The organism is Pseudomonas sp. TUM22785 (assembly GCF_028198105.1).
In the GTDB taxonomy this organism is placed as follows: Bacteria; Pseudomonadota; Gammaproteobacteria; order Pseudomonadales; family Pseudomonadaceae; genus Metapseudomonas; species Metapseudomonas solani.
This window is the reverse complement of sequence record NZ_CP116239.1, coordinates 1,530,934-1,552,446: the sequence shown is the minus strand read 5'-3', so window position 1 is coordinate 1,552,446 and position 21,513 is coordinate 1,530,934. Positions and strand designations below refer to the sequence as shown.

The 21,513-nt window shown below is 64.4% G+C and carries 23 protein-coding genes and 1 pseudogene; 7 read left to right on the top strand and 17 right to left on the bottom strand.

Features of this window, described 5'->3' with window-relative positions; all coding sequences use genetic code 11:
* Positions 1-132: 132 nt before the first annotated feature.
* The 5 genes from PI990_RS07280 to PI990_RS07260 form a co-directional block, all read right to left on the bottom strand.
* Positions 133-477: a hypothetical protein gene (locus tag PI990_RS07280; protein WP_271660222.1), complete on the bottom strand. Its 345-nt coding sequence runs from the start codon at positions 475-477 to the stop codon at positions 133-135.
* A 148-nt stretch (positions 478-625) separates the two neighbouring features.
* A complete protein-coding gene (gene dmpG, locus PI990_RS07275; RefSeq protein WP_271660221.1) occupies positions 626-1,660 on the bottom strand; it encodes a 4-hydroxy-2-oxovalerate aldolase in 1,035 nt (344 codons plus the stop codon).
* 12 nt (positions 1,661-1,672) lie between these two features.
* The gene (locus PI990_RS07270; protein ID WP_271660220.1) at positions 1,673-2,581 is read right to left on the bottom strand and encodes an acetaldehyde dehydrogenase (acetylating); all 909 of its coding nucleotides are present in this window, start codon (positions 2,579-2,581) and stop codon (positions 1,673-1,675) included.
* Positions 2,582-2,594: 13 nt separating this feature from the next.
* A complete protein-coding gene (locus PI990_RS07265; protein ID WP_271660219.1) occupies positions 2,595-3,386 on the bottom strand; it encodes a fumarylacetoacetate hydrolase family protein in 792 nt (263 codons plus the stop codon).
* Positions 3,383-4,210: an alpha/beta fold hydrolase gene (locus PI990_RS07260; RefSeq protein ID WP_271660218.1), complete on the bottom strand. Its 828-nt coding sequence runs from the start codon at positions 4,208-4,210 to the stop codon at positions 3,383-3,385. Before PI990_RS07260 ends, PI990_RS07265 begins: the two co-directional genes overlap by 4 nt.
* A 461-nt stretch (positions 4,211-4,671) precedes the next feature.
* Here PI990_RS07260 and PI990_RS07255 point away from each other — a divergent pair, with 461 nt between their 5' ends.
* Positions 4,672-5,448, top strand: coding sequence for an SDR family oxidoreductase (locus PI990_RS07255; RefSeq protein ID WP_271660217.1), 777 nt, complete (start codon positions 4,672-4,674; stop codon positions 5,446-5,448).
* 218 nt (positions 5,449-5,666) lie between these two features.
* Here PI990_RS07255 and PI990_RS07250 read toward each other — a convergent pair whose 3' ends face one another.
* The 7 genes from PI990_RS07250 to PI990_RS07220 form a co-directional block, all read right to left on the bottom strand.
* Positions 5,667-6,110: a nuclear transport factor 2 family protein gene (locus tag PI990_RS07250; RefSeq protein WP_271660216.1), complete on the bottom strand. Its 444-nt coding sequence runs from the start codon at positions 6,108-6,110 to the stop codon at positions 5,667-5,669.
* On the bottom strand, positions 6,107-6,496 hold the full coding sequence (locus tag PI990_RS07245) for a nuclear transport factor 2 family protein (RefSeq protein WP_271660215.1): 390 nt from the start codon (positions 6,494-6,496) through the stop codon (positions 6,107-6,109). Before PI990_RS07245 ends, PI990_RS07250 begins: the two co-directional genes overlap by 4 nt.
* 10 nt (positions 6,497-6,506) lie before the next feature.
* A complete protein-coding gene (locus PI990_RS07240) occupies positions 6,507-7,709 on the bottom strand; it encodes an acetyl-CoA C-acyltransferase (RefSeq protein WP_271660214.1) in 1,203 nt (400 codons plus the stop codon).
* A 150-nt stretch (positions 7,710-7,859) separates the two neighbouring features.
* On the bottom strand, positions 7,860-8,318 hold the full coding sequence (locus tag PI990_RS07235; protein ID WP_111264713.1) for a MaoC family dehydratase: 459 nt from the start codon (positions 8,316-8,318) through the stop codon (positions 7,860-7,862).
* A gap of 2 nt (positions 8,319-8,320) precedes the next feature.
* Positions 8,321-9,103: an SDR family oxidoreductase gene (locus PI990_RS07230; RefSeq protein WP_271660213.1), complete on the bottom strand. Its 783-nt coding sequence runs from the start codon at positions 9,101-9,103 to the stop codon at positions 8,321-8,323.
* 11 nt (positions 9,104-9,114) lie between these two features.
* The gene (locus PI990_RS07225) at positions 9,115-10,302 is read right to left on the bottom strand and encodes an acyl-CoA dehydrogenase family protein (protein ID WP_271660212.1); all 1,188 of its coding nucleotides are present in this window, start codon (positions 10,300-10,302) and stop codon (positions 9,115-9,117) included.
* Positions 10,299-11,456 (bottom strand): acyl-CoA dehydrogenase family protein, encoded by a 1,158-nt coding sequence (locus PI990_RS07220; RefSeq protein ID WP_271660211.1) that lies wholly within the window; start codon positions 11,454-11,456, stop codon positions 10,299-10,301. Before PI990_RS07220 ends, PI990_RS07225 begins: the two co-directional genes overlap by 4 nt.
* A 211-nt stretch (positions 11,457-11,667) precedes the next feature.
* On the opposite strand from PI990_RS07220, the pseudogene PI990_RS31530 reads away from it, so the two are divergent.
* The 6 genes and pseudogenes from PI990_RS31530 to PI990_RS07195 all read left to right on the top strand — a co-directional run.
* Positions 11,668-11,838 (top strand): annotated as a pseudogene (locus PI990_RS31530) (hypothetical protein); the annotation flags it as partial.
* A 209-nt stretch (positions 11,839-12,047) separates the two neighbouring features.
* Positions 12,048-12,587 (top strand): super-infection exclusion protein B, encoded by a 540-nt coding sequence (locus PI990_RS07215; RefSeq protein WP_271660210.1) that lies wholly within the window; start codon positions 12,048-12,050, stop codon positions 12,585-12,587.
* 49 nt (positions 12,588-12,636) lie between these two features.
* A complete protein-coding gene (locus tag PI990_RS07210; protein WP_271660209.1) occupies positions 12,637-14,073 on the top strand; it encodes a hypothetical protein in 1,437 nt (478 codons plus the stop codon).
* 507 nt (positions 14,074-14,580) lie between these two features.
* Positions 14,581-15,048, top strand: a complete 468-nt coding sequence (locus tag PI990_RS07205; protein WP_271660208.1) for a BRO-N domain-containing protein — start codon at positions 14,581-14,583, stop codon at positions 15,046-15,048.
* Positions 15,045-15,296, top strand: a complete 252-nt coding sequence (locus tag PI990_RS07200; protein ID WP_271660207.1) for a hypothetical protein — start codon at positions 15,045-15,047, stop codon at positions 15,294-15,296. The genes PI990_RS07205 and PI990_RS07200 overlap by 4 nt, the downstream gene beginning before the upstream one ends.
* Before the next feature lie 695 nt (positions 15,297-15,991).
* Positions 15,992-16,420 carry a hypothetical protein gene (locus PI990_RS07195; protein WP_271660206.1) on the top strand — a complete coding sequence of 143 codons (429 nt, stop codon included), beginning with the start codon at positions 15,992-15,994 and terminating at the stop codon, positions 16,418-16,420.
* A gap of 121 nt (positions 16,421-16,541) precedes the next feature.
* Here PI990_RS07195 and PI990_RS07190 read toward each other — a convergent pair whose 3' ends face one another.
* From PI990_RS07190 to PI990_RS07170, 5 genes are all read right to left on the bottom strand, one after another.
* Positions 16,542-17,033, bottom strand: a complete 492-nt coding sequence (locus PI990_RS07190) for a thioesterase family protein (RefSeq protein ID WP_271660205.1) — start codon at positions 17,031-17,033, stop codon at positions 16,542-16,544.
* Between the two features lie 37 nt (positions 17,034-17,070).
* The gene (locus PI990_RS07185; RefSeq protein WP_271660204.1) at positions 17,071-17,946 is read right to left on the bottom strand and encodes an SDR family oxidoreductase; all 876 of its coding nucleotides are present in this window, start codon (positions 17,944-17,946) and stop codon (positions 17,071-17,073) included.
* A gap of 146 nt (positions 17,947-18,092) precedes the next feature.
* The gene (locus tag PI990_RS07180) at positions 18,093-19,241 is read right to left on the bottom strand and encodes an acetyl-CoA C-acetyltransferase (RefSeq protein ID WP_271660203.1); all 1,149 of its coding nucleotides are present in this window, start codon (positions 19,239-19,241) and stop codon (positions 18,093-18,095) included.
* Positions 19,242-19,278: 37 nt separating this feature from the next.
* Positions 19,279-20,334 (bottom strand): acyl-CoA dehydrogenase family protein, encoded by a 1,056-nt coding sequence (locus PI990_RS07175; protein WP_271660202.1) that lies wholly within the window; start codon positions 20,332-20,334, stop codon positions 19,279-19,281.
* 10 nt (positions 20,335-20,344) lie between these two features.
* Entirely contained in the window at positions 20,345-21,511 is a 1,167-nt protein-coding gene (locus PI990_RS07170; protein ID WP_271660201.1) for an acyl-CoA dehydrogenase family protein, read from the bottom strand.
* Positions 21,512-21,513 lie beyond the last annotated feature (2 nt).

Genomic DNA, 21,513 nt, shown 5'->3' with positions numbered 1-21,513 from the left:
ACCAGCGATGCCCGGCATGACCTCGATTGGTGGACCGATGAAGCGTGGTCCACCCTACGCTGCGGGTGCATCCGCGATAGGCCGGCGGCCTGGCATCGCGAATGAATTCGCTCCCACCGAAACAACGACGGATCACTCCCGCCGGTAATACTGCGTGGTGCCCTGCCCCGGCACCCGCTCGATGATCAGGCCATTGGGGTATTCGGTGGTCTGGCGGATGCCGCCGCGCTGCTGGATGTCCTGGCTGCTATAGCCGGAGCTGCTGCGGGTGGAGTTGATGTCGCTGGGCACGCGCTGCCCGCCGTACACGTCGTAGCGCTGGCTGCTTTCGTAGGTGTCGACGCTGCCGCTGGCGCCGGGGCTGACGTAGGTCTTGGGGATGACGCGGAGGGTCTGCTGCCCGTTCGGTTCGGCGGCCAGGGCGGGAATCGCACAGCTCGCCACCAGGGCCAGCAGCGCACAACGGAAGAGCTTCATGGCCGTACCTCGCTGAGGGTTGTGTGCCGATGATACGTCCGTTGGGCAACCGCCCCATGGCCGGGTTCGGCGCATGGGGCGGGTTTCTGATCAGTGGTGGGAAAAGGGTGGTGGTCGGAGCGCCGCCCCTCCCGGGCTGAAGCCCGGGCTACGTGGGCAGCACGCCGCGCTGGCGGGAGAGGGTCAGAGCCAGGTCTTCGATCATGTCTTCCTGCCCGCCCACGGTGCCGCGCCGGCCCAGTTCCACCAGCAGCTCGCGGGCCTGGACGCCGTACTTCTGCTCGGCGCGCTTGGCGAACAGCAGGAACGAGCTGTATACGCCGGCATAGCCCAGGGTCAGCGCATCGCGGTCGACGCGGATGGGCTGGTCCATCATCGGCACCACCAGGTCTTCGGCCACGTCCATGATGCGGTAGAGGTCGATGCCGCTGTTCACGCCCATGCGCTCCAGCACCGCGACGAACACCTCCAGCGGCGTGTTGCCCGCCCCGGCGCCGAGCCCGGCCACCGAGCCGTCGATGCGCGCCGCGCCGGCCTCGATGGCGGCCAGGGAGTTGGCGATGGCCATGCCCATGTTGTGGTGGCCGTGGAAGCCCACCTCGGTGCCCGCCTCCAGCCCCGCGCGCAGCACGCCGATCTTCTCGCTCACCTCGTCGGGCAGCATGTAGCCGGCCGAGTCGGTGCAGTAGATGCAGTTGGCGCCGTAGCCTTCCATCAACCGCGCCTGCTCCAGCAGTTTCTCGGCGCTGACCATGTGCGCCATCATCAGGAAGCCCACGGTGTCCAAGCCCATCTTCGCGGCCATGCCGATGTGCTGGCCCGAGACATCCGCCTCGGTGCAGTGGGTGGCCACGCGAATGGTGGAAACGCCGCAGCCGTGGGCCATCTTCAGGTGCTCCAGCGTGCCGATGCCCGGCAGCAGCAGGGCGGACACCTTGGCCTGCTTGAGCTTGGGGATCACCGCATCGAAGTACGCCTCGTCCGAATGGGCCGGGAAGCCGTAGTTCAGCGAACTGCCGCCCAGGCCGTCGCCGTGGGTGATCTCGATCAGCGGCACGCCGGCGGCGTCGAGCCCGGTAGCCACGGCGATCATCTCGTCCAGGCTGATCTGGTGGCGCTTGGCGTGCATGCCGTCGCGCAGGCTCATGTCGTGCAGGCGCACGTGCTTACCTTGCAGGTTCATGGGGTTCTCCAATCAGCGGGCGGGTAGTTTCAGAGCGCCCTTGTGGGCCTCTTCGGCGAACATCTCGGCGGTGCGCAGGCCGGCGGCGGTCATGATGTCCAGGTTGCCGGCGGACTTGGGCAGGAAGTCGCCCAGCCCCTCCACCTCGATGAACACCGAAACCTTGCGCCCCTCGAACACCGGGCCGTTGATCAGCTTGTAGCCCGGCACGTAGCGCTGCACCTCGCGCACCATCTCCAGCACCGAAGCGCGGATCGCCGCCTGGTCCGGCTCGCCCTCGGTGAGGCAATGGATGGTGTCGCGCATCATCAGCGGCGGCTCGGCCGGGTTGATGACTATGATCGCCTTGCCGCGCTTGGCGCCGCCGATCTTCTCCACCGCGCCGGCGGTGGTGCGGGTGAATTCATCGATGTTCTGTCGGGTGCCCGGCCCCACCGAACCGGACGACACGGTGGCGACGATCTCGCCGTACTCCACCGGCTGCACCCGCGACACCGCCGCCACCATGGGGATGGTGGCCTGGCCGCCGCAGGTGACCATGTTGACGTTCATCGCCAGCGTCGCCGCGTGCTCGCGCAGGTTCACCGGCGGCACGCAGAAGGGGCCGATGGCCGCCGGCGTGAGGTCGACCATGATCACGCCCAGCTCATTGAGCTTGCGGCTGTTCTCCGCGTGCACATAGGCGGAGGTGGCGTCGAAGGCGATGCGGATGTCGTCGTCCAGCACATGCGGCAGCAGGCCGTCGACGCCCTCGGCGGTGGTCTTAAGGCCGAATTCGGCGGCGCGCTTCAAGCCCTCGGAGGTCGGGTCGACACCCACCATCCACACCGGCTCGATCCATTCGGAACGGCGCATCTTGATCAGCAGGTCGGTGCCGATATTGCCCGGCCCGATGATGGCCGCCTTGAGTTTCCTGTTCATGTTCGTGCCCCGGTCAGTCGCGGAAGGACACCCGGGCGCTGCCCAGGCCGTCGATGGTCAGTGAGAAGTCGTCGCCGGCGCGGGCCGGCTCCAGCGGCACCAGCGAGCCGGAGAGGATGATCTCCCCCGCCTTGAAGGGAATGCCCAGCGCGCCCAGGGTGTTGGCCAGCCAGGCCACCGCCGTCAGCGGGTTGCCCTGCACCGCCGAGCCCAGGCCCTCGCTGATGCGCGTGCCGTTCTTGAACACCTGCATGCGCAGGTTGGGCAGGTCTAGCTGGCGCGGGTCCACCTGCTCGCGGCCGAGCACGAACACCCCGCAGGAAGCGTTGTCGGCCACCGTGTCCTGGATGCGGATCTTCCAGTCGTGGATGCGCGAGTCGACGATCTCGAAGCAGGGCATCACGTATTCGGTGGCCTCCAGCACGTCCTGTTCGGTGACGCCCGGCCCCTGCAGGTCATGCTTGAGGCGGAAGGCGATCTCGCCCTCGGCGCGCGGCTGGATCAGGCGGTTGGCGGAGAGGGAAATCTCCGCGCCATCCTCGAACGCCATGTCGCGGGTGATGAAGCCGAAGTCCGGCTGGTGCACATCGAGCATGCGCTGCACCGCCGCCGAGGTGACGCCGATCTTCTTGCCCACCACCACATCCCCCGCCGCCACGCGCCGCTCCATGGCGTAGAGGGACACGCGGTAAGCGTCGTCGAGGGTGATCTCCGGCCACCGGGTGGTCAGCGGTTCCAGGGTGCGACCGCCGATCAGCGCCTGGTAGAGCGCTTCGCCGTGCAGGCGATGCAGCACCTCGTTCATGGCCGGCCCTCCGCGAGGAAGTCCAGGCAGGTGCGGTTGAACAGCTCGCGGTGCTCCACCATCACCCAGTGCCCGCACTCGCTGAGCAGCACGAAACGGATGTCGCGGCAGCGCTCCATCATCGTCTGCGCGCCGGATACCGGGCAGAATTTATCGTTCATGCCCCAGAAGCCGAGGATCGGGCAAGCCAGCTCGGCCAGGCGCCCGGTGAGGTTGGGCACCTGCATGCTGCCGAGTACGCAGCGCGGTTGCTGCTGCACCACGGCCACACGCTCGTTGACGGTTTCGTCGGTGATCAGTGCCGGGTCGAACAGCTGCAGGGCCAGCAGGCGGCGCATGCCGACGGCGTCGTTGAGCTCGCCATTGGCGAAGGCCGCCCCCATCTTCTGGATGCCCTCCATCTGCTGGTAGTACTGCTCCTTCTCCAGCAGCCCGCCGGGTGCCATCAGCACCAGGCGGCTCACGCGCTGGGGCTCGTTCAGCGCCAGCTGGAGGGCGATGGCGCCACCCAGGGAGTTGCCCACCAGCACGCAGCGCTGGATATCCAGCGCATCCAGCAGGCCGCTCAGGGCGGCGACGAAGAAGTCCAGGCTGTAGACGGTTTCCGGCTTGTCGGAGGCGCCATAGCCGGGCAGGTCCGGCACGATCACCCGGTAGCCGGCCTCGGTGAACACCGGGTGGTTCTGCTTGAAGTTGCTGTGGCCGCTGGCCCCCGGGCCGCTGCCGTGGATGAACACCACCGGCTCACCCTCGCCGATGTCCAGGTAGTGCAATCGCAGGCCATCCGGCAGCGTGGCGAATCGCCCTTGCGGTAGCGCGCCCATGGAGCTCTCCTCGGTTGGTTGTCGTAGCCGGATTATTCGGCCCACCCCGCTGGGCAACATCGTCCGAGAGGACTAGCAGCGTATCGGCACTCCCCTTTCCCGTAGGAGCGAATTCATTCGCGAAAGGGGCGCGAAGCGGCCCCGCTCTTCAAGGCAGCCCTGCGGGCTGCATCGCGAATGAATTCGCTCCCACAAAAAACAGCCCCACAGCCGCCCCATCGCCCGCCTTCTAGGAGCCCCCTCCGCGACTATCCACATGTCCTGGCACATCGATGTAGGGGCGAATTCATTCGCCAAGCAGACCGCAGGGCTACCCAACGAACCTCACCGGGGCGGCTTCGCCACCCTTGGGCGAATGAATTCGCCCCTACAGGTCCATCGCGCACCTAGTCCCCTCGGACGTGGGCAGCCACGCGAGCAGGCAATAGCCTCCCCCCATCGATAAACAGGAGGAAGCAGCGATGGGCGATGCACTGGATCTCACCGGCAAGGTGGTGCTGGTAACGGGCGGCGGCAAGGGCGTGGGGCGGGGCATCAGCCTGCGCTTTCTGCAACAGGGCGCCGAGGTGGTGATCTGCGGGCGCCAGGCGCCGGATGAGCTGCCCGGCCACGCGGGGCGCAGCGCCCACTTCATCCCCTGCGATGTGCGCGACATCGAGCAATTGCAGGCGTTGGTGAACGCCATCGAAACGCGCTTCGGCCGGCTCGACGTGCTGGTCAACAACGCCGGCGGCGCGCCCCATGCCGAGGCGGCCACCGCCTCGCCGCGCTTCTCCGAATCCATCCTGCGCCTCAACCTGCTGGCCCCGCTCAACCTCTGCCAACTGGCCAACGGCATCATGCAGGGGCAGGCCGAAGGCGGCGCCATCATCAATATCTGCAGCGTCAGCGCCACCCGCCCCTCCCCCGGCACCGCCGCCTATGGCGCGGCCAAGGCCGGGCTGCTCAACCTCACCCGCTCCCTGGCAGTGGAATGGGCACCCAAGGTGCGGGTCAACGCCGTGACCGCCGGGCTCATCTTCACCGAGCAGGCCGAGCTGCATTACGGCGATGCCGAAGGCGTGGCGCGGGTGGCGGCGGGCATTCCCCTGCAACGCATGGCCACGCCGGAAGACATAGGCGATGCCTGCCTCTATCTCGCATCCAAGCTTTCCAGCTACGTGAGCGGCACAGATATCTGCGTGCATGGCGGCGGGGAGAAACCAGCCTTTCTCAATGCGGCGGGAGTGAACTCGTAGGTTGGCGCTGAGCCTGCGAAGCCCAACAGGGCCGGGTCGCGTTGGGCCTCGCTTCGCTCGGCACCAACCTACTGTGCCGGGCGAGGCGCCACCATCAAATAAGCCCAGAACACTCTCCCGACTTGAAACGCTTTGATGGGTTTCGCTGCGCTCTACCCATCCTACGAACGCGTGTCCGTGGGATGGGGCGAGCGGCGTTACGCGAGATACGAAACCCATCAACCCGGAGCCACAGACTCCACCCTCGAATGCGCCCGAAACACCGTGGCGACGATCTTCCATTCCCCGTCGATGCACCGGTAACGATCTTCATAGAGCCCGCCCAGCTGGCGCGTGGCGCCGGTCTCGGCGTCGAGGTTGAAGTAGTAGAGCGCCCAGCGCCCCACCGCCTCATCGTCCGCAACCAATTCGATCTCCGGGTTGGCGCCGTGGTGAAGGTCGATCACCCGCTCGTTGCAGGCCATCTCGCGGTAGAGCGCGACGAAACTGTCGCGCTCGGTGAAGCAGCCCACCGGGCCGTAGTCGATGGCGATGGGGCCCTCGGCGAAGCACGCGCGGATCACCTCCACCTGCTTCAGGTCGCAGGCATTGAAGTAGCGATGCTTGAGCAGGCGGATGGTCTCCAGCGCCTCCAGCCGGGCGAGGCGAGCGTCCAGGCTCACGACGCGTCCCGGGGCACGAAGTTGGCCTCGCCCCAATAGGCCTTCATGGAGCGGATCAGGCCGTCGTCGTCGAACTCCATCACGTCGATCACCTGGATCGAGCAGGGCGCGCCGTTCCAGTCGACGTCGACGCAGAAGGGCACCGCGCCGCTGCCGGCGTGGCTGGCGGACACCGGGCCGGTCTGCCGGGCGCGGGCGTTGGCGCGGCCCAGGCCCTCGCGGTAGAACTGCGCGATGGCCTCGCGCCCCCGATGCAGCGGGCTGCCCACCGGGTCTTCCACCGTGGCCTCGGCGGCGTAGAGCGCGACGATGCCGTCGATATCGCAGGCGTCCACCAATTCGATGTAACGCGCCATGGTCTGCTGGATCTGTTGCGGGCTGATCATAGAAAGCTCCTTAAGCGACTTCGAAGAGAGCGGCGGCACCCATGCCGCCGCCGATGCACATGCTCACCACCACGTAGCGCACGCCACGGCGCTTACCCTCGATCAGCGCATGGCCAACCATACGCGCACCGGACATGCCGAACGGGTGGCCGATGGCGATGGCGCCGCCGTTGACGTTGAGGCGCTCGTCCGGGATGCCCAGCGCATCGCGGCAATGCAGCACCTGGCAGGCGAAGGCCTCGTTCAGCTCCCACAGGCCGATGTGATCCACGCTCAGGCCGTGGCGCTTGAGCAGCTTGGGGATGGCGAACACAGGGCCGATGCCCATCTCGTCGGCATCGCAACCAGCCACCGCCAGGCCGCGATACAGGCCCAAAGGCTCCAGGCCACGGCGCGCCGCCTCCTGGGCGCCCATCAGCACCGAGGCCGAAGCACCGTCGGACAGCTGCGACGCGTTGCCAGCGGTGATGAAGCGCCCGGGGCCCGTCCACTGGCCGCCCGCCCACACCGGCGCCAGGGCGGCGAGGCTCTCGCGGCTGGTGTCGGCGCGGTTGCACTCGTCGCGGGTCAGGGTCACCGGCTCGTGGCGGCTCTCGCCGCTGGCCTTGTCCAGCACCAGGCGCTGTGCGGCCAGGGGTGCCAGCTCGGCGTCGAACAGCCCGGCGGCCTGGGCCCGGGCGGTGCGCAGCTGGCTCTGGTAGGCGTACTCGTCCTGGGCCTCGCGGCTGATGCCGTAGCGCTCGGCGACGATCTCGGCGGTCTCGATCATTGGGATGTAGGCGCGCGGGTCGTGCAGCAGCACCGCTTCGGACTGGTTGCGGTAGCTGTTCTTGTGTTTGTTCTGCACCAGGGAGATGGACTCCAGCCCACCGGCGACGGCGATGTCGATCTCGTCGCAGATGATGCCTTTCGCCGCCAGGGCGATGCTCATCAGCCCCGAGGAGCACTGGCGCTCCACCGCCATGCCGGCCACGCTCGACGGCAGCCCGGCGGCCATGGCGCAGAGGCGGCCGAGGTTATAGGCCTGGGTGCCCTGCTGGGCGGCGGCGCCGATGATCACATCGTCCACCTCACCTGGGGCGATGCCGGCGCGGCGCAACGCTTCGCCCACCACATGCCCGCCCATCGCCGGCGCCTCGGTGTCGTTGAACGCCCCGCGAAAGGCTTTGCCGATGGGCGTGCGGGCAGTGGAAACGATTACGGCTTCTTTCATCCTGGTGTCCTCGAATTCATGGGGCTCATGGGGCTCTTTGTGGGAGCGAATTCATTCGCGATGCAGCCCGCAGGGCTGCCCTGAAGAGCGGGGCCGCTTCGCGCCCCTTTCGCGAATGAATTCGCTCCCACAGAAAACAGACGCATCGCACTAGGCCGCGTAATACCGGCTGATGGTGTCCACCACGCAGCCCGGCCGCTCTTCGCCTTCGATTTCCACGCTCACGCGCACGGTGGCCTGCACGCCGCCCTTCACTTCCTCGGCGGCCACCAGCTCGGCGCGGCCGCGCACGCGGCTGCCCACGCGCACCACGTTGGGGAAGCGCACCCGGTCGCAGCCGTAGTTCACGCCCATGGCCACGCCGCGCACTTCCAGCAGTTGCGGCAGGAACAGGTTCACCAGCGCCAGGGTCAGGTAGCCGTGGGCGATGCAGGCGCCGAAGGGGCCGCTGGCCGCGCGCACCGGGTCAACGTGGATCCACTGGTGGTCGCCCGTGGCCTCGGCGAAGCCGTCGATGCGCGCCTGGTCGAGGGTGATCCATTCGCTTTCGCCCAGTGGCTCGCCCACCCGCTGCAACAGCGCGGCAGGGGTTTCGAAGATGCGGGTCATGCTCAGGCCCTCTGGCTGGAAACCGACAGCACTTCGCCGGTCAGGTAGGAACTGTAGTCGCTGGCCAGGAACATCATCACGTTGGCCACTTCCCACACCTCGGCGGCGCGGCCGAAGGCCTCGCGGGAGGCGAGCTGGTCCAGCAGCTCCCTCGGCGCCGAGCGCTTGAGGAAGTCATGCAGGGCGATGCTCGGGCTCACCGCGTTGATGCGGATGCCATGCTCAGCCGCCTCCACCGCCGCGCAGCGGGTCAGCGCCATCACCCCGGCCTTGGCAGCGGCGTAGTGGCTCTGCTCCTTCTGCGCGCGCCAGCCGAGCACCGAGGCGTTGTTGACGATCACCCCGCCCTGGCGCTCCATCATCTTCGGCAGCATGGCGCGGGTCATGCGCATGGTGCCGGTGAGGGTCACGTCCAGCACCCGCTGCCACTCTTCGTCGCTCATCTCTACCAGCAGGCGCGAACCGCCCAGGCCAGCGTTGTTGATCAGCACATCCACGCCCGCCAGCTCACGCTCGGCGGCCTCCACCAGGGCGCGCACCTGGGCTTCGTCGGTGACGTTGCACACCTGCGCATGCACCTGCTCCAGGCCCGTGGCGGCGCGGATCTTCTCCCGTGCCTCCTGCAGCCGGCCCTCGTGGATGTCGCTGATCATCAGCGCGCGGCAGCCTTCCTCGGCGGCGCGCAGGGCGGCGGAATAACCGATGCCGGCACCGGCGGCGGCGGTGATCAGCACCGAGCGGCCGCGCAGCAAACCGTGGCCGGGGACGTAGATGGGAACATTCATGCAGTGACCTCTCAGGCGCGCACGCGCGGCTCGCGGGGCATGCCCAGCGCGCGTTCGGCAATGATGTTGCGTTGGATTTCGTTGCTGCCGCCGTAGATTGAATCCGAGCGGCTGAAGAGGAACATCGCCTGCAGGCGCCCCAGCTCGTAGGGCGCGCCGTCGAGCAGTTCGGCGTCGGGGCCGAGCACGTCCATGGCCAGCTTGCCCAGTGCCACATGCCACTCGGCCCAGCACAGCTTGTAGATCATCGCCTCGCGGCGCAGCGAACCGTCCTGGGCGCCGGAGAGCATGCGCAGCGAGTTGTAGCGCAGGATGCGCAACCCGCCCCAGGCCTCGGCGATGCGCTGGCGCAGCAGCGGGTCGCGGGCCGCCCCATTGGCACGGGCGATGCGGATGATCTCCTCCAGCTCGTTGTGGAACAGCATCTGCTGGCCGAGGGTCGAGACGCCACGCTCGAAGCCCAGCAGCGCCATGGCGATCTTCCAGCCATCGCCCGGCGCGCCGAGGATATTGGCGCCGTCGGTAAGGGCCTCGTCGAAGAACACCTCGTTGAACTCCGAGGTGCCGGTGAGCTGCTCGATGGGCCGCACCGTCACCTGCGCCTGGCGCATCGGCACCAGCAGGAACGACAGCCCCTGGTGGCCGACGCTGCCCGGCGTGGTGCGGGCGATCACGAAGCACCATTCGGACTCGTGGGCCAGCGAGGTCCAGACCTTCTGCCCGCTGATGCGCCACTGGCCGTTCTCCAGCACGGCGCGGGTCTTCACATTGGCCAGGTCCGAGCCCGCGCTGGGCTCCGAATAGCCCTGGCACCAGAACTCGGTGCCGCTGACGATGCCCGGCAGCAGGCGGCGCTTCTGCTCCTCGGTGCCGAAGGCGGCGATGGTCGGCCCGGCCAGCCCTTCGCCGATATGGCCCATGCGCCCCGGCCCGCCGGCGCGGGCGTACTCCTCGTGGAAGATCACCTGCTGGCTGATGGAAAGCCCCCGGCCGCCGTGCTCCGGCGCCCAGCCGACGCAGGTCCAGCGCCCCTCGGCGAGCTTGCGCTCCCAGGCTTTGCGCTCCTCGGGGAAGCTGTGCTCGTCCCCCGGCCCACCGCGAAAGCGCAGCGGCTCGAACTCGCCGCACAGGTTCTCGGCCAGCCAATTGGCCACCTCCAGGCGGAAGGCTTCGTCCGCCTCGCTGAAACGGATCTTCATGCGATATCTCCCAGGAGGGCGGCGGCGATGCGCTCGCGGTGCCAGGCCGGCGCACCGAACAGGGCCTCGCTGGCCCGGGCGCGCTTGAAATAGAGGTGCGGGTCGTATTCCCAGGTGAAGCCGACGCCGCCATGCAGCTGGATCGACTCCGCCGCACAGTGGAAAAACGCCTCCGAGCAACGCGACTTGGCCAGGGCAGCGGCCAGCGGCAACTCGGCGGCGACCGTCGCATCGCCGTTGGCGGCCAGCGCCTCCTCGGCCACGCAGGCGGCGTAATAGGCGGCGGAGCGCGCACACTCCACCTCCAGCATCATGTCGGCGGCGCGGTGCTTGATGGCCTGGAAGCTGGCGATGGCGCGGCCGAACTGCTGGCGCTCGGCGGTGTAGGCCAGGGTCAGGTCCAGCGCCTGCTGGGCGCCGCCGGTCTGCTCCGCCGCCAGGGCCACGCAGGCCAGCTGCAGCACCTGCTCCAGCAACGCCCCGCCCTGCCCCGCCGCCCCCAGGCGCGCATCGGCCGGCACATACACATGCTCGAAATCCACCTGGGCCAGCTTGCGGGTCGGGTCCAGGGTCGGCACCAGGCGGCGGCGGATGCCGGGCGTATCGGCGGGCACGGCGAACAGCTCGATGCCCTCATCGCCCCGCGCGGCCACCACCAGCAGCCCCGCCTCGTGGCCATCCAGCACCTGGCGCAAGCGCCCCTCGATCACAAAGCCCCGCCCCTCGGCGCGCACGCTCGCCTGCACCGCCTCCAGCCCCTCACGGTTATTGCCCGCATAGGCCAGGGTCGCGGTCAGGCTGCCGTCCGCCAACTGCGGCAACCAGCGCACCTTCTGCGCATCACTGCCGCCCAGCAACAACGCCGGCGTGGCCAGGCAGGCCGTGGCGAAAAAGGGTGAACAGAACAGCCGCCGGCCCATCTGCTCCAGCAGAATCGCCAGCTCCACGAACCCCAGCCCCAACCCGCCGTACTGCTCGGGAATATGAATGGCCGGCCACACCATCTCCGTGCACAGGCGCTGCCACAGCGCAGGGTCATACCCCCGCTCGGACGCCATCGCCGCACGCACGGCGGCGGAGTCGGATACATCCGCGAGAAAGCTCTCGGCGGACTCGCGGATCATCTCCTGCTCATCGCTGAACGCGAATTCCATGGGACTGCCTTGTGGTGATTACTGGGCTGGACGGCAGTCTGGCGGGTTGTAGAGAGGGGGGAATCGTCCGGATGGACGACGGGGAAATGGCGGGAATGGAGTGAGTGGATAGGCTCAGGTGGCGCTCAACAAAGGGCGCGCAATCAGTCGTAAGCCAACACCTTGCCTTTGGTAAGACTTGAGGAATAGCATCGGGCCATCACTTGCAAGGATGCTCAAAGTGCCCGGACCACTCCGCCTCCTTCTCCTCCTCGCCCTGGCGTTCGCTGCGCTTTCGCCGCCTGCGTACGCCGGCAATACGCCGTGCTCCGGCAGCAAGGGCGGCATCGCTCGCTGCGACGGCGACCTGTTTCTCTGCAATGACGGCTCGATCAGTAGATCAGCTTCTCCCGTGTCAATACTTCAAGTGGTTCTCAAGATCAATCCTCCTCTTTAGCACTTCATCGAGATAAATCCAATTGAACTTGCACTCGATTTTCTTGGGCGAAACAACTTCAGAAAAAACAAGAGTTACGTGCAACTTCAACATAAAAATAGGAACAATGTAACTTTCACCATCAGCTTACACTCAGAAAAGTCGAGCTTACATTTATGGAAAAAATAACAGAACTTGCAGAGTACTTTAGAAAGGTACCCGCTGCTTTTTTAGTCGCAATATTATCAGTCCTTGGATTAATTTTATTTCTACCAGAGGGACTTGCAAAAGCAGTAGCCGTTGATAATTTCAGAGAGGAGTTTCGCATATATCTGGGCCCAGCCTTCTTACTAGTACTTTCATTCTGCATCGCAAGAATATTTACCTTCCTCATGCAAGACCACAAACAAAAAAAAGCAAACAAAGAACTCAAAGACCTGCTGCACAACCTAACCCCAGAAGAAAAGGGCTACTTAATTCCCTATATAATACATAAGCAAAACACAGTACATGTCGGGATGGATGATGGAGTCATGGCGGGACTAAGATCCAAAAGGATCACATACCTCGCCGCCAATGTAGGCGACATTCTAGATGGCTTTGCTTTTAACTTGCAGCCATGGGCCAGAAAATACCTTGAAGAAAATCAGCAACTCCTAGATGGATATGTAGGCGAGCCACGGACTCCTAGACAAAGAAGAGGTTTGACGTGGTGAAGCTTGCTTCGAACTTCAACTAAAACACAGCACACCCACAAAAAACCGCATGAGTGCTGACACGAATTTCAACAGGGAGTTAATGAACTTGAGAGAGAAAAGCACTTTGTGCTCTCCGGATATCGATGGTTACTTAGACTACGCCACAAGCATAATTAACTTTAAGAAATATGACGGCAGACATAAAAAACTTCTAAAAAAATCAATTCAACCAAAAGTCGATTCAAACACTATTAATTTTGACCTGATAGAGGCGACCAAGCTAATAACCCATGAGCTAACTCACTATCTAGACCTAACAACCACAGTATGGGGCGTTGAATTTTTAGTTAGAAGAGACTTAGCCCTGTCCAAAATATCTGAAACTGCCCAGGAGGCCGTCAATGTTTCAATGTTGAATATTTCAGAAATCCTAATGCATAAGGAACTAGTCAAGATACACAGACTAGTTAGACTTGAAAATATAAAATTAGCACACACCGTTACTTACGATAAAAAATACGGCCCAATAATTATAATTCACATATCAAAACACGGTGACTTGATCGCAGAAACCCCATTAAGTATGCTTTCTTTGCTTGAGGCAAATGCAGTTGCCAACGAGATGATGGCAGAGGCTAAGTGGATATCAACTACCTGTGGAAGTCTGAGTAACTATCACGAGCAGAGAATCTCCTCACGACTGGATGAGATCATAAAAGACCCAAATAGGCTGGAATATAATATTCTCCACCTCCTTATAAAACTGCATTTTCCTGAGCTTAATTTTCTTTCGAAGCTTTCTCTCTCGGTCGCTATTTTTGATTTTGCATTGAACATTTCAGGCATAGATATGTCTGCCATGGCAAATCTTTTAGTAAGAACCATCACAAATCGGGAGACAGGTGACGCACTCTGCAATGATCTTTGCAGAGGAATGTCTAGACAAGTTGTTTCCTTTAAACTAATCCTACTTATACATCAATATATAAATGAGACTGGATTGGGAAATCAGGAAATGACAGATCTTCTTGAAAAAGATCCGCTCAGCATAATAATTTCAACTTTAAAACACTTCGGCCTAGAACTACCAAGCCATAAGGGCAATACCCTCTCATTTAGTGACCTTGAGTATAACGCCGGAATTCGTCTTCTGCGAAAGCACAAAGGAAAATTTGAACCCAAAGGGCATATTTCGTCGATGTTAAAAAACAGAAGAATACGACGAACTTCATGCTTCATCGCTCACAACCTGAAGAAATATGAATTACCCGACTTACTTCTTGATGATGAAACTCGATTCAAGATGCCCACTCGTCAGCGTTACAATGTTACACAGCACTGGGATGAGATGTATGAAGAATGCCTCGCATTTAACAAGCTTGCGAACTCCCCTGATGTAAATAAAAAATTCCACTTAGGATTAGGAGAATGGGGACCAATGCAGGAATTAAGATCCAGAACCATAGCAGCACGCATTTTGCGTGACATAAATAATACTGAGTAAAGTCATAACATCAAAAAGGCAGACCACATATTAAAACAGCAGAGGAAGCTTATAGCAGAAAATTACATTTATACAGCAACCATTATTGCCAAAGTGGCTACTTTAGGTCGCAATCAATAGCCAATAAATAATTAATTCTCATCTCAATGCATATGAAGATTGCTTTGCAGTGCCACTATAAGTTCTTTAAATAACACCCTCTCCCCTTGCCCTCCCCCTCCCTCCTCCCTATCCTCCCCCAGCCACGGTAAATCCCGTGGCCGGGTTTGACAGCCCGAAAGCAAGAGGCGCGATTGCGCCTCAACGGTGCATGCGGAAGCGGCGAATTGCTTCTGCAGGCCCTTGCTCGCATGCAGTTTTCAACTGCAACGCTATATGGCGGATCGCGTGGGGAGACCCTCGTGGTCTGCCGGGTCCTCTTGCCTCGGTCTGTCAACCCCGCGCGATCTGCCACCCTTGATGACAGCGCGGGTGGTGGAGCCTTCCTATCGCAAGAGGAGATTCACCATGAAAAACGCATATTCCCCCCTCGTTTTCTATCACCACCACCAACGCCTACGCGCCGTGATGGTCGACAACCAGCCCTGGTTCGTCGCCCATGATTTCGCGCAGTTGATCGGCCTGGCCGATGCCCTGCCCTTGCTCCCTTCCTTGCAGCCTCACGAGCAACAAACCCTCTCCCTCCGCTACACCGACGACTTCCATGAAGAGGTGGTGGTGATCAGCGATATCGGCGCTTACCGGGGGCTGTTCCAGTTCGGTAGGCCCAAGCATGGCGATGTGGGCCGCTGGGTGAACGAGGTGCTGATACCGACGCTGCATGACTACCACCGCACGCCCGATGCGGCCCCGACGCGTGAAACGCTGACCTACGAGGGCCGGCAGCTGGGTGTGGTGCGCTGGCAGGGCGAGCAGTGGGTGGCCTGGCGGGATTTGCCGCTGTTCATGGCCAGCGGCAAGGAGGTGTCGGCATGAGCACGGATATGCAGCAGCAACGCCTGCACGACCTGCTGGAGCGCCTGGATTCACGGTTGAACGCCGTGCACATGATCGCGGCGATCATCCAGGACAACGCGGGCCGGCGCGAGGGCACCCCCGGCCCCTTTCTCAACGAAGTCCGCGAGGGTGCGCTGATGGATGTGATGGTGGACCTCTGCCGCAGCAACCAGCAGGACTTCTGGCAACTGATGAAGATGGGCGCACTGCCCCTCTGGACCAACTGACCCGAACCTGGCCCCTCTCGGAATAGGGAGGGGCTTGTGGGGCAAATGCGTTCCCCCTGGGCGATTGAAGTGGTTCTGTCGGCGTTAGCTATTGTGGTTTTAAGCAAGCGCTCAAACACGATGCTTTCCGGGTGCCCAAGGGTTTCTGCCACCGCCACCGCATGGGTTTCGCTCCGCTCTACCCATCCTACGAAAAGCGGTACTCATCCGATGGTGATGCGCACATCAACATGAGGTCTTGAGCATCGAGGTTGGAGCAGCCGCCAAACGCCCCTTCCCAGCAGGCCGAGCGAATCGTCGTGGAAGGGGTTGAGCGACATGGATGTCGCGAGAGCCGCGATGGGCCAGGGATGGCCCTTCGCGGCGTGCCCCTGGAACGATGATGGAGCGAGGGAAGTCTGGCGAAGCCAGACCCGTATGGAGGGGCAAGTTTTTTGGTTCCTTTTCAACGATTGGAAAAGGGACTCGCCCGGGTGGGCGAAACCAGAAGCGCCAACAAAACTCGGCAATCAGCCGGACTCAAATCCCCTGGCAACACTTAACGCAGACAGAGCCATTGAAGTCGCCCCTACAAGGTGGTTGCGCGGCGTTCCGTAGCGAGGTGAAATCCGCAGCTTCCGGCGGCGCACGAGCGCTGTGAACCGCCGCCCTGCTCCAGGGATGAAAGACCACCACCACGGATGCGTACAAACCCCATGCTCAGACTGATTGCCGTACTGGCCGCCATGCTTGCCCTGTCGGGATGCTCGTTTCTGGTCGAAATGATCGTATTCAACAACAGCGATGCGCGCATCCAGGTTTGCAACCTGAACCAGACAGTGCCGACCTGCGAAATCATCGAGCCGAAGTCGTCCCTGAAAATCCTGCTGACTGGCGACAAGTTGGACCCAATCATCACCTACAGCATCAAGGGATCGGGCGAAGAAAGAACCTACAGGTTCGTATTCGAGCCCTACCCGGCGCAGGCCTCTGAAATCTACTGCCAAGGGTTCCTCATGAAGAGGTGCGATATCCCCCTTCAATACGAACCCGACGGTTTGCTGTATTGGGCGGGAAAGGACCAGGTGCTCCCTGTCGAGCGCTTCCCCGCGCAGCCACCGGGGTTTCCGGTTTCGCCGGATTAAGTAGCGGCTGCGTAGTGGCAAGGATGCAGGTACACGCCGGGCCGTGCGTGTGGATGGGGAGGTTTTCGCGAATGAATTCGCTCCCACGGGTTCGTTTGGCGATGTGCGGCCGGTTGGCGATTCAGGTGTTCAGCCAGCGGTTGATGGGAGGCCGGATGGGGTTGCCGACGCCTGGCGGGGGGCCGGCGTCGAGGTTGGCGAGCACGCGTTGTTTCAGCGCGGCGAATAGCGCCTCCGGCAATGCGGAGGATTGGCGCAGGGCGAGGTCGATGTGGATGTCGACCTGCTCCGCGGTGGCTGCCCGGCAGCCTTTGCCGAGGTTGTGCAGTTCATGGAAGAAGTGCAGGCGCTTGGCGTCCACGGCCAGTAGCCAGGAGCGCACTTCCAGTTCGTCCCCCAGGGCCACTTCCCGTTCGTAGACCATGTGGCTGGCGAGCACGGCCTTGCCGCAGCCGGTGCGCTGCACGTAGTCCTCGCCCAGGCCGAGTTGCCGGGTGAAGGTGACGTGGGCCTCGTAGATGACGAGGCCGTAGTGGGTGGCGTTCATGTGGCCGTTCACGTCGATCCACTCGGTGGGGACGGTGACCCGCAGCGTACTGACCGGCGCGTGCATGGCTGATTCGCTCCTTGTTGGGTAGGTGGCCGCCCGGCTAGCTGCCGTACACCTTCTGCGGCGGGGTGGCGTCGGCCAGCAGGCGGTCGATGACGCCGCCCAGTTCTTCGGGGTTGAAGCGCGCGCCCTTGTCGAACTCCGGGCCCTTGCGCCAGCCGTCGGCGATGGAGAGCTTGCCGCCTTCCACTTCGAACAGGCGCCCGGTGACGCCCTGGGAGGCTTCGGAGCCGAGCCACACCACCAGGGGCGCGACGTTTTCGGGGGCGAAGTGGTCGAAGCCGTCTTCGGGCTTTTTCATTACCTCGGCGAACACGGTTTCGGTCATGCCGGTGCGTGCGGCGGGGGCCAGGGCGTTGGCGGTGATGCCGTAGCGCGCCAGTTCGGCGGCCTGCACCAGGGTGAGGGAGGCGATGCCGCCCTTGGCGGCGGCGTAATTGGACTGGCCGATGGAGCCCTGCAGCCCGGCGCCGGAGCTGGTGTTGATGATGCGCGCCTGCAGCCGGGCGCCGCCCTTGGCCTGTTCGCGCCAGTGCTTCACGGCGTGGCTGGCGAGGCAGAAGTGGCCCTTGAGGTGCACCGCCATCACCGCGTCCCAGTCGGCTTCACCGAGGCTGGCGAACATGCGGTCGCAGCAGATGCCGGCGTTGTTCACCAGCACGTGGAGGTCGCCGTAGGTGTCCAGCACCTGGCGGAGGATGTCGCCAGCGGCGGCGTAGTCGGTGATGTCGCCGCTGTTGGCGATGGCCTGGCCGCCCTCGGCGCGTATCTGCGCCACCACAGCTTCGGCGGCGGGCAGGTTGATATCGTTGACCACCACCTTGGCGCCCTCGGCGGCGAAGGCCAGGGCGTAGGCGCGGCCCAGCCCGCCGCCGGCGCCGGTGATAAGGACGATGCGGTCTTGGCAGATTGGCATTTCAATTCTCCGTCGCTTGGTTCATTGGATTTCAATCGGGGCCGGTGCCTTCCGGGGCGCGTTCAACAGATCGCCAGCGAAGGTCAGGCAAGGCGGCCGCCCCGCCAACGCCGCATCACCGAGCGCAGCAGCGTTGACGCGTCCCGTCAGAGCCGTTCGATGATGGTCACGTTGGCTTGCCCACCGCCTTCGCACATGGTCTGCAGGCCGTAGCGGCCGCCACTGCGTTCCAGCTCGTGCAGCAGGGTGCACATCAGCCGGGTGCCGGTGGCGCCCAGGGGGTGGCCGAGGGCGATGGCGCCACCGTTGACGTTGGTGCGCTCGTGGGGGTAGCCGGTTTCCTGCAGCCAGGCCATGGCGACGGAGGCGAAGGCTTCGTTGATTTCCACCCGGTCGATGTCATCCAGTTGCATGCCGGCGCGCTTGAGGGCGTAGGCGGTGGCGGGGATGGGGGCGGTGAGCATCCACACCGGGTCGTCGGCGCGCACGCTGATGTGGTGGATGCGCGCGCGGGGCGTGAGGCCGTAGCGCTTGAGTGCGGCTTCGGAGACCACCAGCAGCGCGCTGGCGCCGTCGCAGGTCTGGCTGGAGACGGCGGCGGTGACGCGGTCGCAGCCGAACAGGAAGCCCAGCTCGGCCATCGTGTCGAGGCTGGTGTGGCGCGGGGTTTCGTCGTGCTCGACGCCGGCCAGGGGGACGATCTCGCGGGCGAAGCGGCCCTGCTCGATGGCGCGCAGGGCGCGGCGGTGGGATTCCAGGGCGTAGGCCTCCAGGGCCTGGCGCGAGAGGTCCCACTTCTCGGCGATCATCTGCGCGGAGCGGAACTGGGTCGGCGGTTGCGCGCCGTAGCGCTTCACCCAGCCTGCGGAGCCGGAGAAGGGGTCGCTGAAGCCCAGGGGCTCGGCGGCGATCATGGCCGAGGAGATGGGGATCTGCGTCATGGTCTGCACGCCGCCGGCGATGACCACGTCCTGGGTGCCGCTCATCACCGCCTGGGCGGCGAAGTGCACGGCCTGCTGGGAGGAGCCGCACTGGCGGTCGATGGTGGTGCCGGGCACGGCCTGGTCGAGGCCGGCGGCCAGCCAGCAGGTGCGGGCGATGTCGCCGGCCAGGGGGCCGATGGTGTCGACGCAGCCGAAGATCACGTCGTCGTAGTCGGCCTCGGGAATGGGGTTGCGTGCCACCAGCTCGCGCAGCACGTGGGCGCCGAGGTCGGCGGCGTGGATGTGGCTCAGGCCGCCCTTGCGCCGCCCGGTGGGGGTGCGCAGGGCATCGACTATGTAGGCTTCGGGCATGGCGGGTCTCGCTTGGAATTTTGTAGGTCTTGTGTGGCTAGAAGGTGTGGCCGGCGCCGGGGGTGATGGCACCGGAGAACAGCGCCTCGCGCACCCGTGCCTTGTGCCAGCCGCGGTCGCCCCAGACCTTGTCCAGGGCCCAGGCGCGCTTCATGAACAGCTGCAGGTCGACTTCCCAGGTGTACCCCATGGCGCCGTGGGCCTGGATGGCGTTCTTCGCCGCCAGCAGCGCGGCCTCGGCACAGGCCAGGCGGGCGTGGGAGACCTGGGCGTCCTGCCCCGGCAGGTGGTGGGCGACGGCGTAGGCGGCGCGGTAGAGCGGCGCCTTGGCGAACTCGATCTGCACCGCGACGTTGGCCATCAGGTGCTTCACCGCCTGGAAGGAACCCACTGGCTTGCCGAACTGCTTGCGCTCGAAGCTGTAGTCCACCGCCAGGTCGACCATGCGCCGGGCCAGGCCCAGGGATTGCGCGGCGGTGCCCAGGGCGCCGCGGTTGCAGGCCCCGGCCCAGAGCGCACGACCCTGCTCGCCAGCGGCCACGCAGGTGGCGGCGGAAGGTTGCCAGTGCACGCGGAACAGCTGGCGGCTGGGGTCGACGGATGGGTTGCGGGTGAGGTCCACCTGTTCGCGGCGCAGGGCGTGCACCTCGTCGCCATGGGGCAACAGCAGCAGGCTGGCGACGTGGGCGTCGGCCACCAGCGGGTTGCCCGGCTGGCCCACGGCGAGGCGCGCCTTGCCTTCGGCAATGCGAGTGAGCCATTCGCCTTGCAGGTCGAGCTGCTCGGCGCCCAGGCCGGCGAGCAGCGGCACGCCCACCAGCATGGTGTCCACCAGCGGTTCGGGCAGGGCCGCGTAGCCGCATTCCTGGGCCAGGAGGATGAAGTCCAGCTCGTTCATGTCGAGGCCGCCGAAGCCTTCCGGCACGGTGACGGCGGTGAGGCCGAGTTCGGTGAGCTGGGCCCAGAGTTCGTCGCTGCGGCCCCCCTCCACCTGCCAGAGTTCGCGGATGCGCTCCGGCGTCACTTCGTTGGTGAGGAAGGCGCGGACGTTTTCCTCGAACAGCTGTTGGTCGTCGCTGAATGTGAAGTCCATGGCGTCCCCGTTATGCGCGCGGCATGCCGAGCATCCGCTCGGCGATGATGTTGCGTTGGATCTCGTTGGTGCCGGCGTAGATGGGCCCGGCCTGGGCGAAGAGGAAGCCGTCCAGCCAGTGGCCGACCTCCCCCGCGTCCGGTGCTTCGGGCAGCAGCTCGCCGCGCAGGCCGAGGATCGACAGCGCCGTCTCGTGCATGCGCTGGTCCAGCTCGGACCAGAAGATCTTGTTGGTGGAGGATTCCGCGCCGATCCTGCCGCCCTTCACCAGCCGCGAGGCGGTCATGTAGGTGTTGAGGGTGTAGGCCTCGGCGTCGAGCCAGGCGCGCATCACCGCCTCGCCTATTGCCGGGTCCTGGTCGGCGGCGTCCTGGTTGGCCAGGTACAGCTGCACCAGGCGCCGCGCGGTTTCCTGGAAGCGCGCCGGCGAGCGCAGCATCAGCCCGCGCTCGAACCCGGCGGTGGACATCGCCACGTGCCAGCCCATGCCCTCCCCGCCCAGGACGTTGTCCACAGGCACTTTCACATCGTCGAAGAAGATCTCGGCGAAGCCCGGCAGGCCGTTGAGCTGGGCGATGGGGCGGATGGTGATGCCCGGGCTGTCCAGCGGCAGGAGGATGAAGGTGAGGCCGTGGTGGCGGCTGGATTGCGGGTCGCTGCGGAACAGGCCGAACAGCCAGTCGGCCCATACGGCGCGGGTCGACCAGGTCTTCTGGCCGTTGATCACGTAGTGCTCGCCCTGGCGCTCGGCGCGGCAGCGGATGGCGGCCATGTCGGAGCCGGCGTTCGGCTCGGACCAGCCCTGGGCCCAGATTTCCTCGCCCGTGGCCATCTTCGGCAGGAAGCGTTCCTGCTGCGCGGCGGTGCCGAACTCCATCAGCGTGGGGCCGAGCAGGAAGATGCCGTTCTGGTTGACCCGGGCCGGGGCGCCGGCGCGGTAGTACTCCTCCTCGAAGATCAGCCATTCGATCAGGTCGCAGCCACGCCCACCCAGGGCCTTGGGCCAGGTGACCATGCCCCAGCGGCCCTCGTTGAGCCGGGCTTCCCAGGCGCGGTGCAGGCGGAAGCCCTCTTCGCAATCGAAGGAGGGCAGCGGCTGGGCGGGCACGTTGGCCGCCAGCCAGGCGCGGGCTTCCTCGCGGAAGGCCTGTTGCGCCGGTGTATAGGTCAGTTGCATAG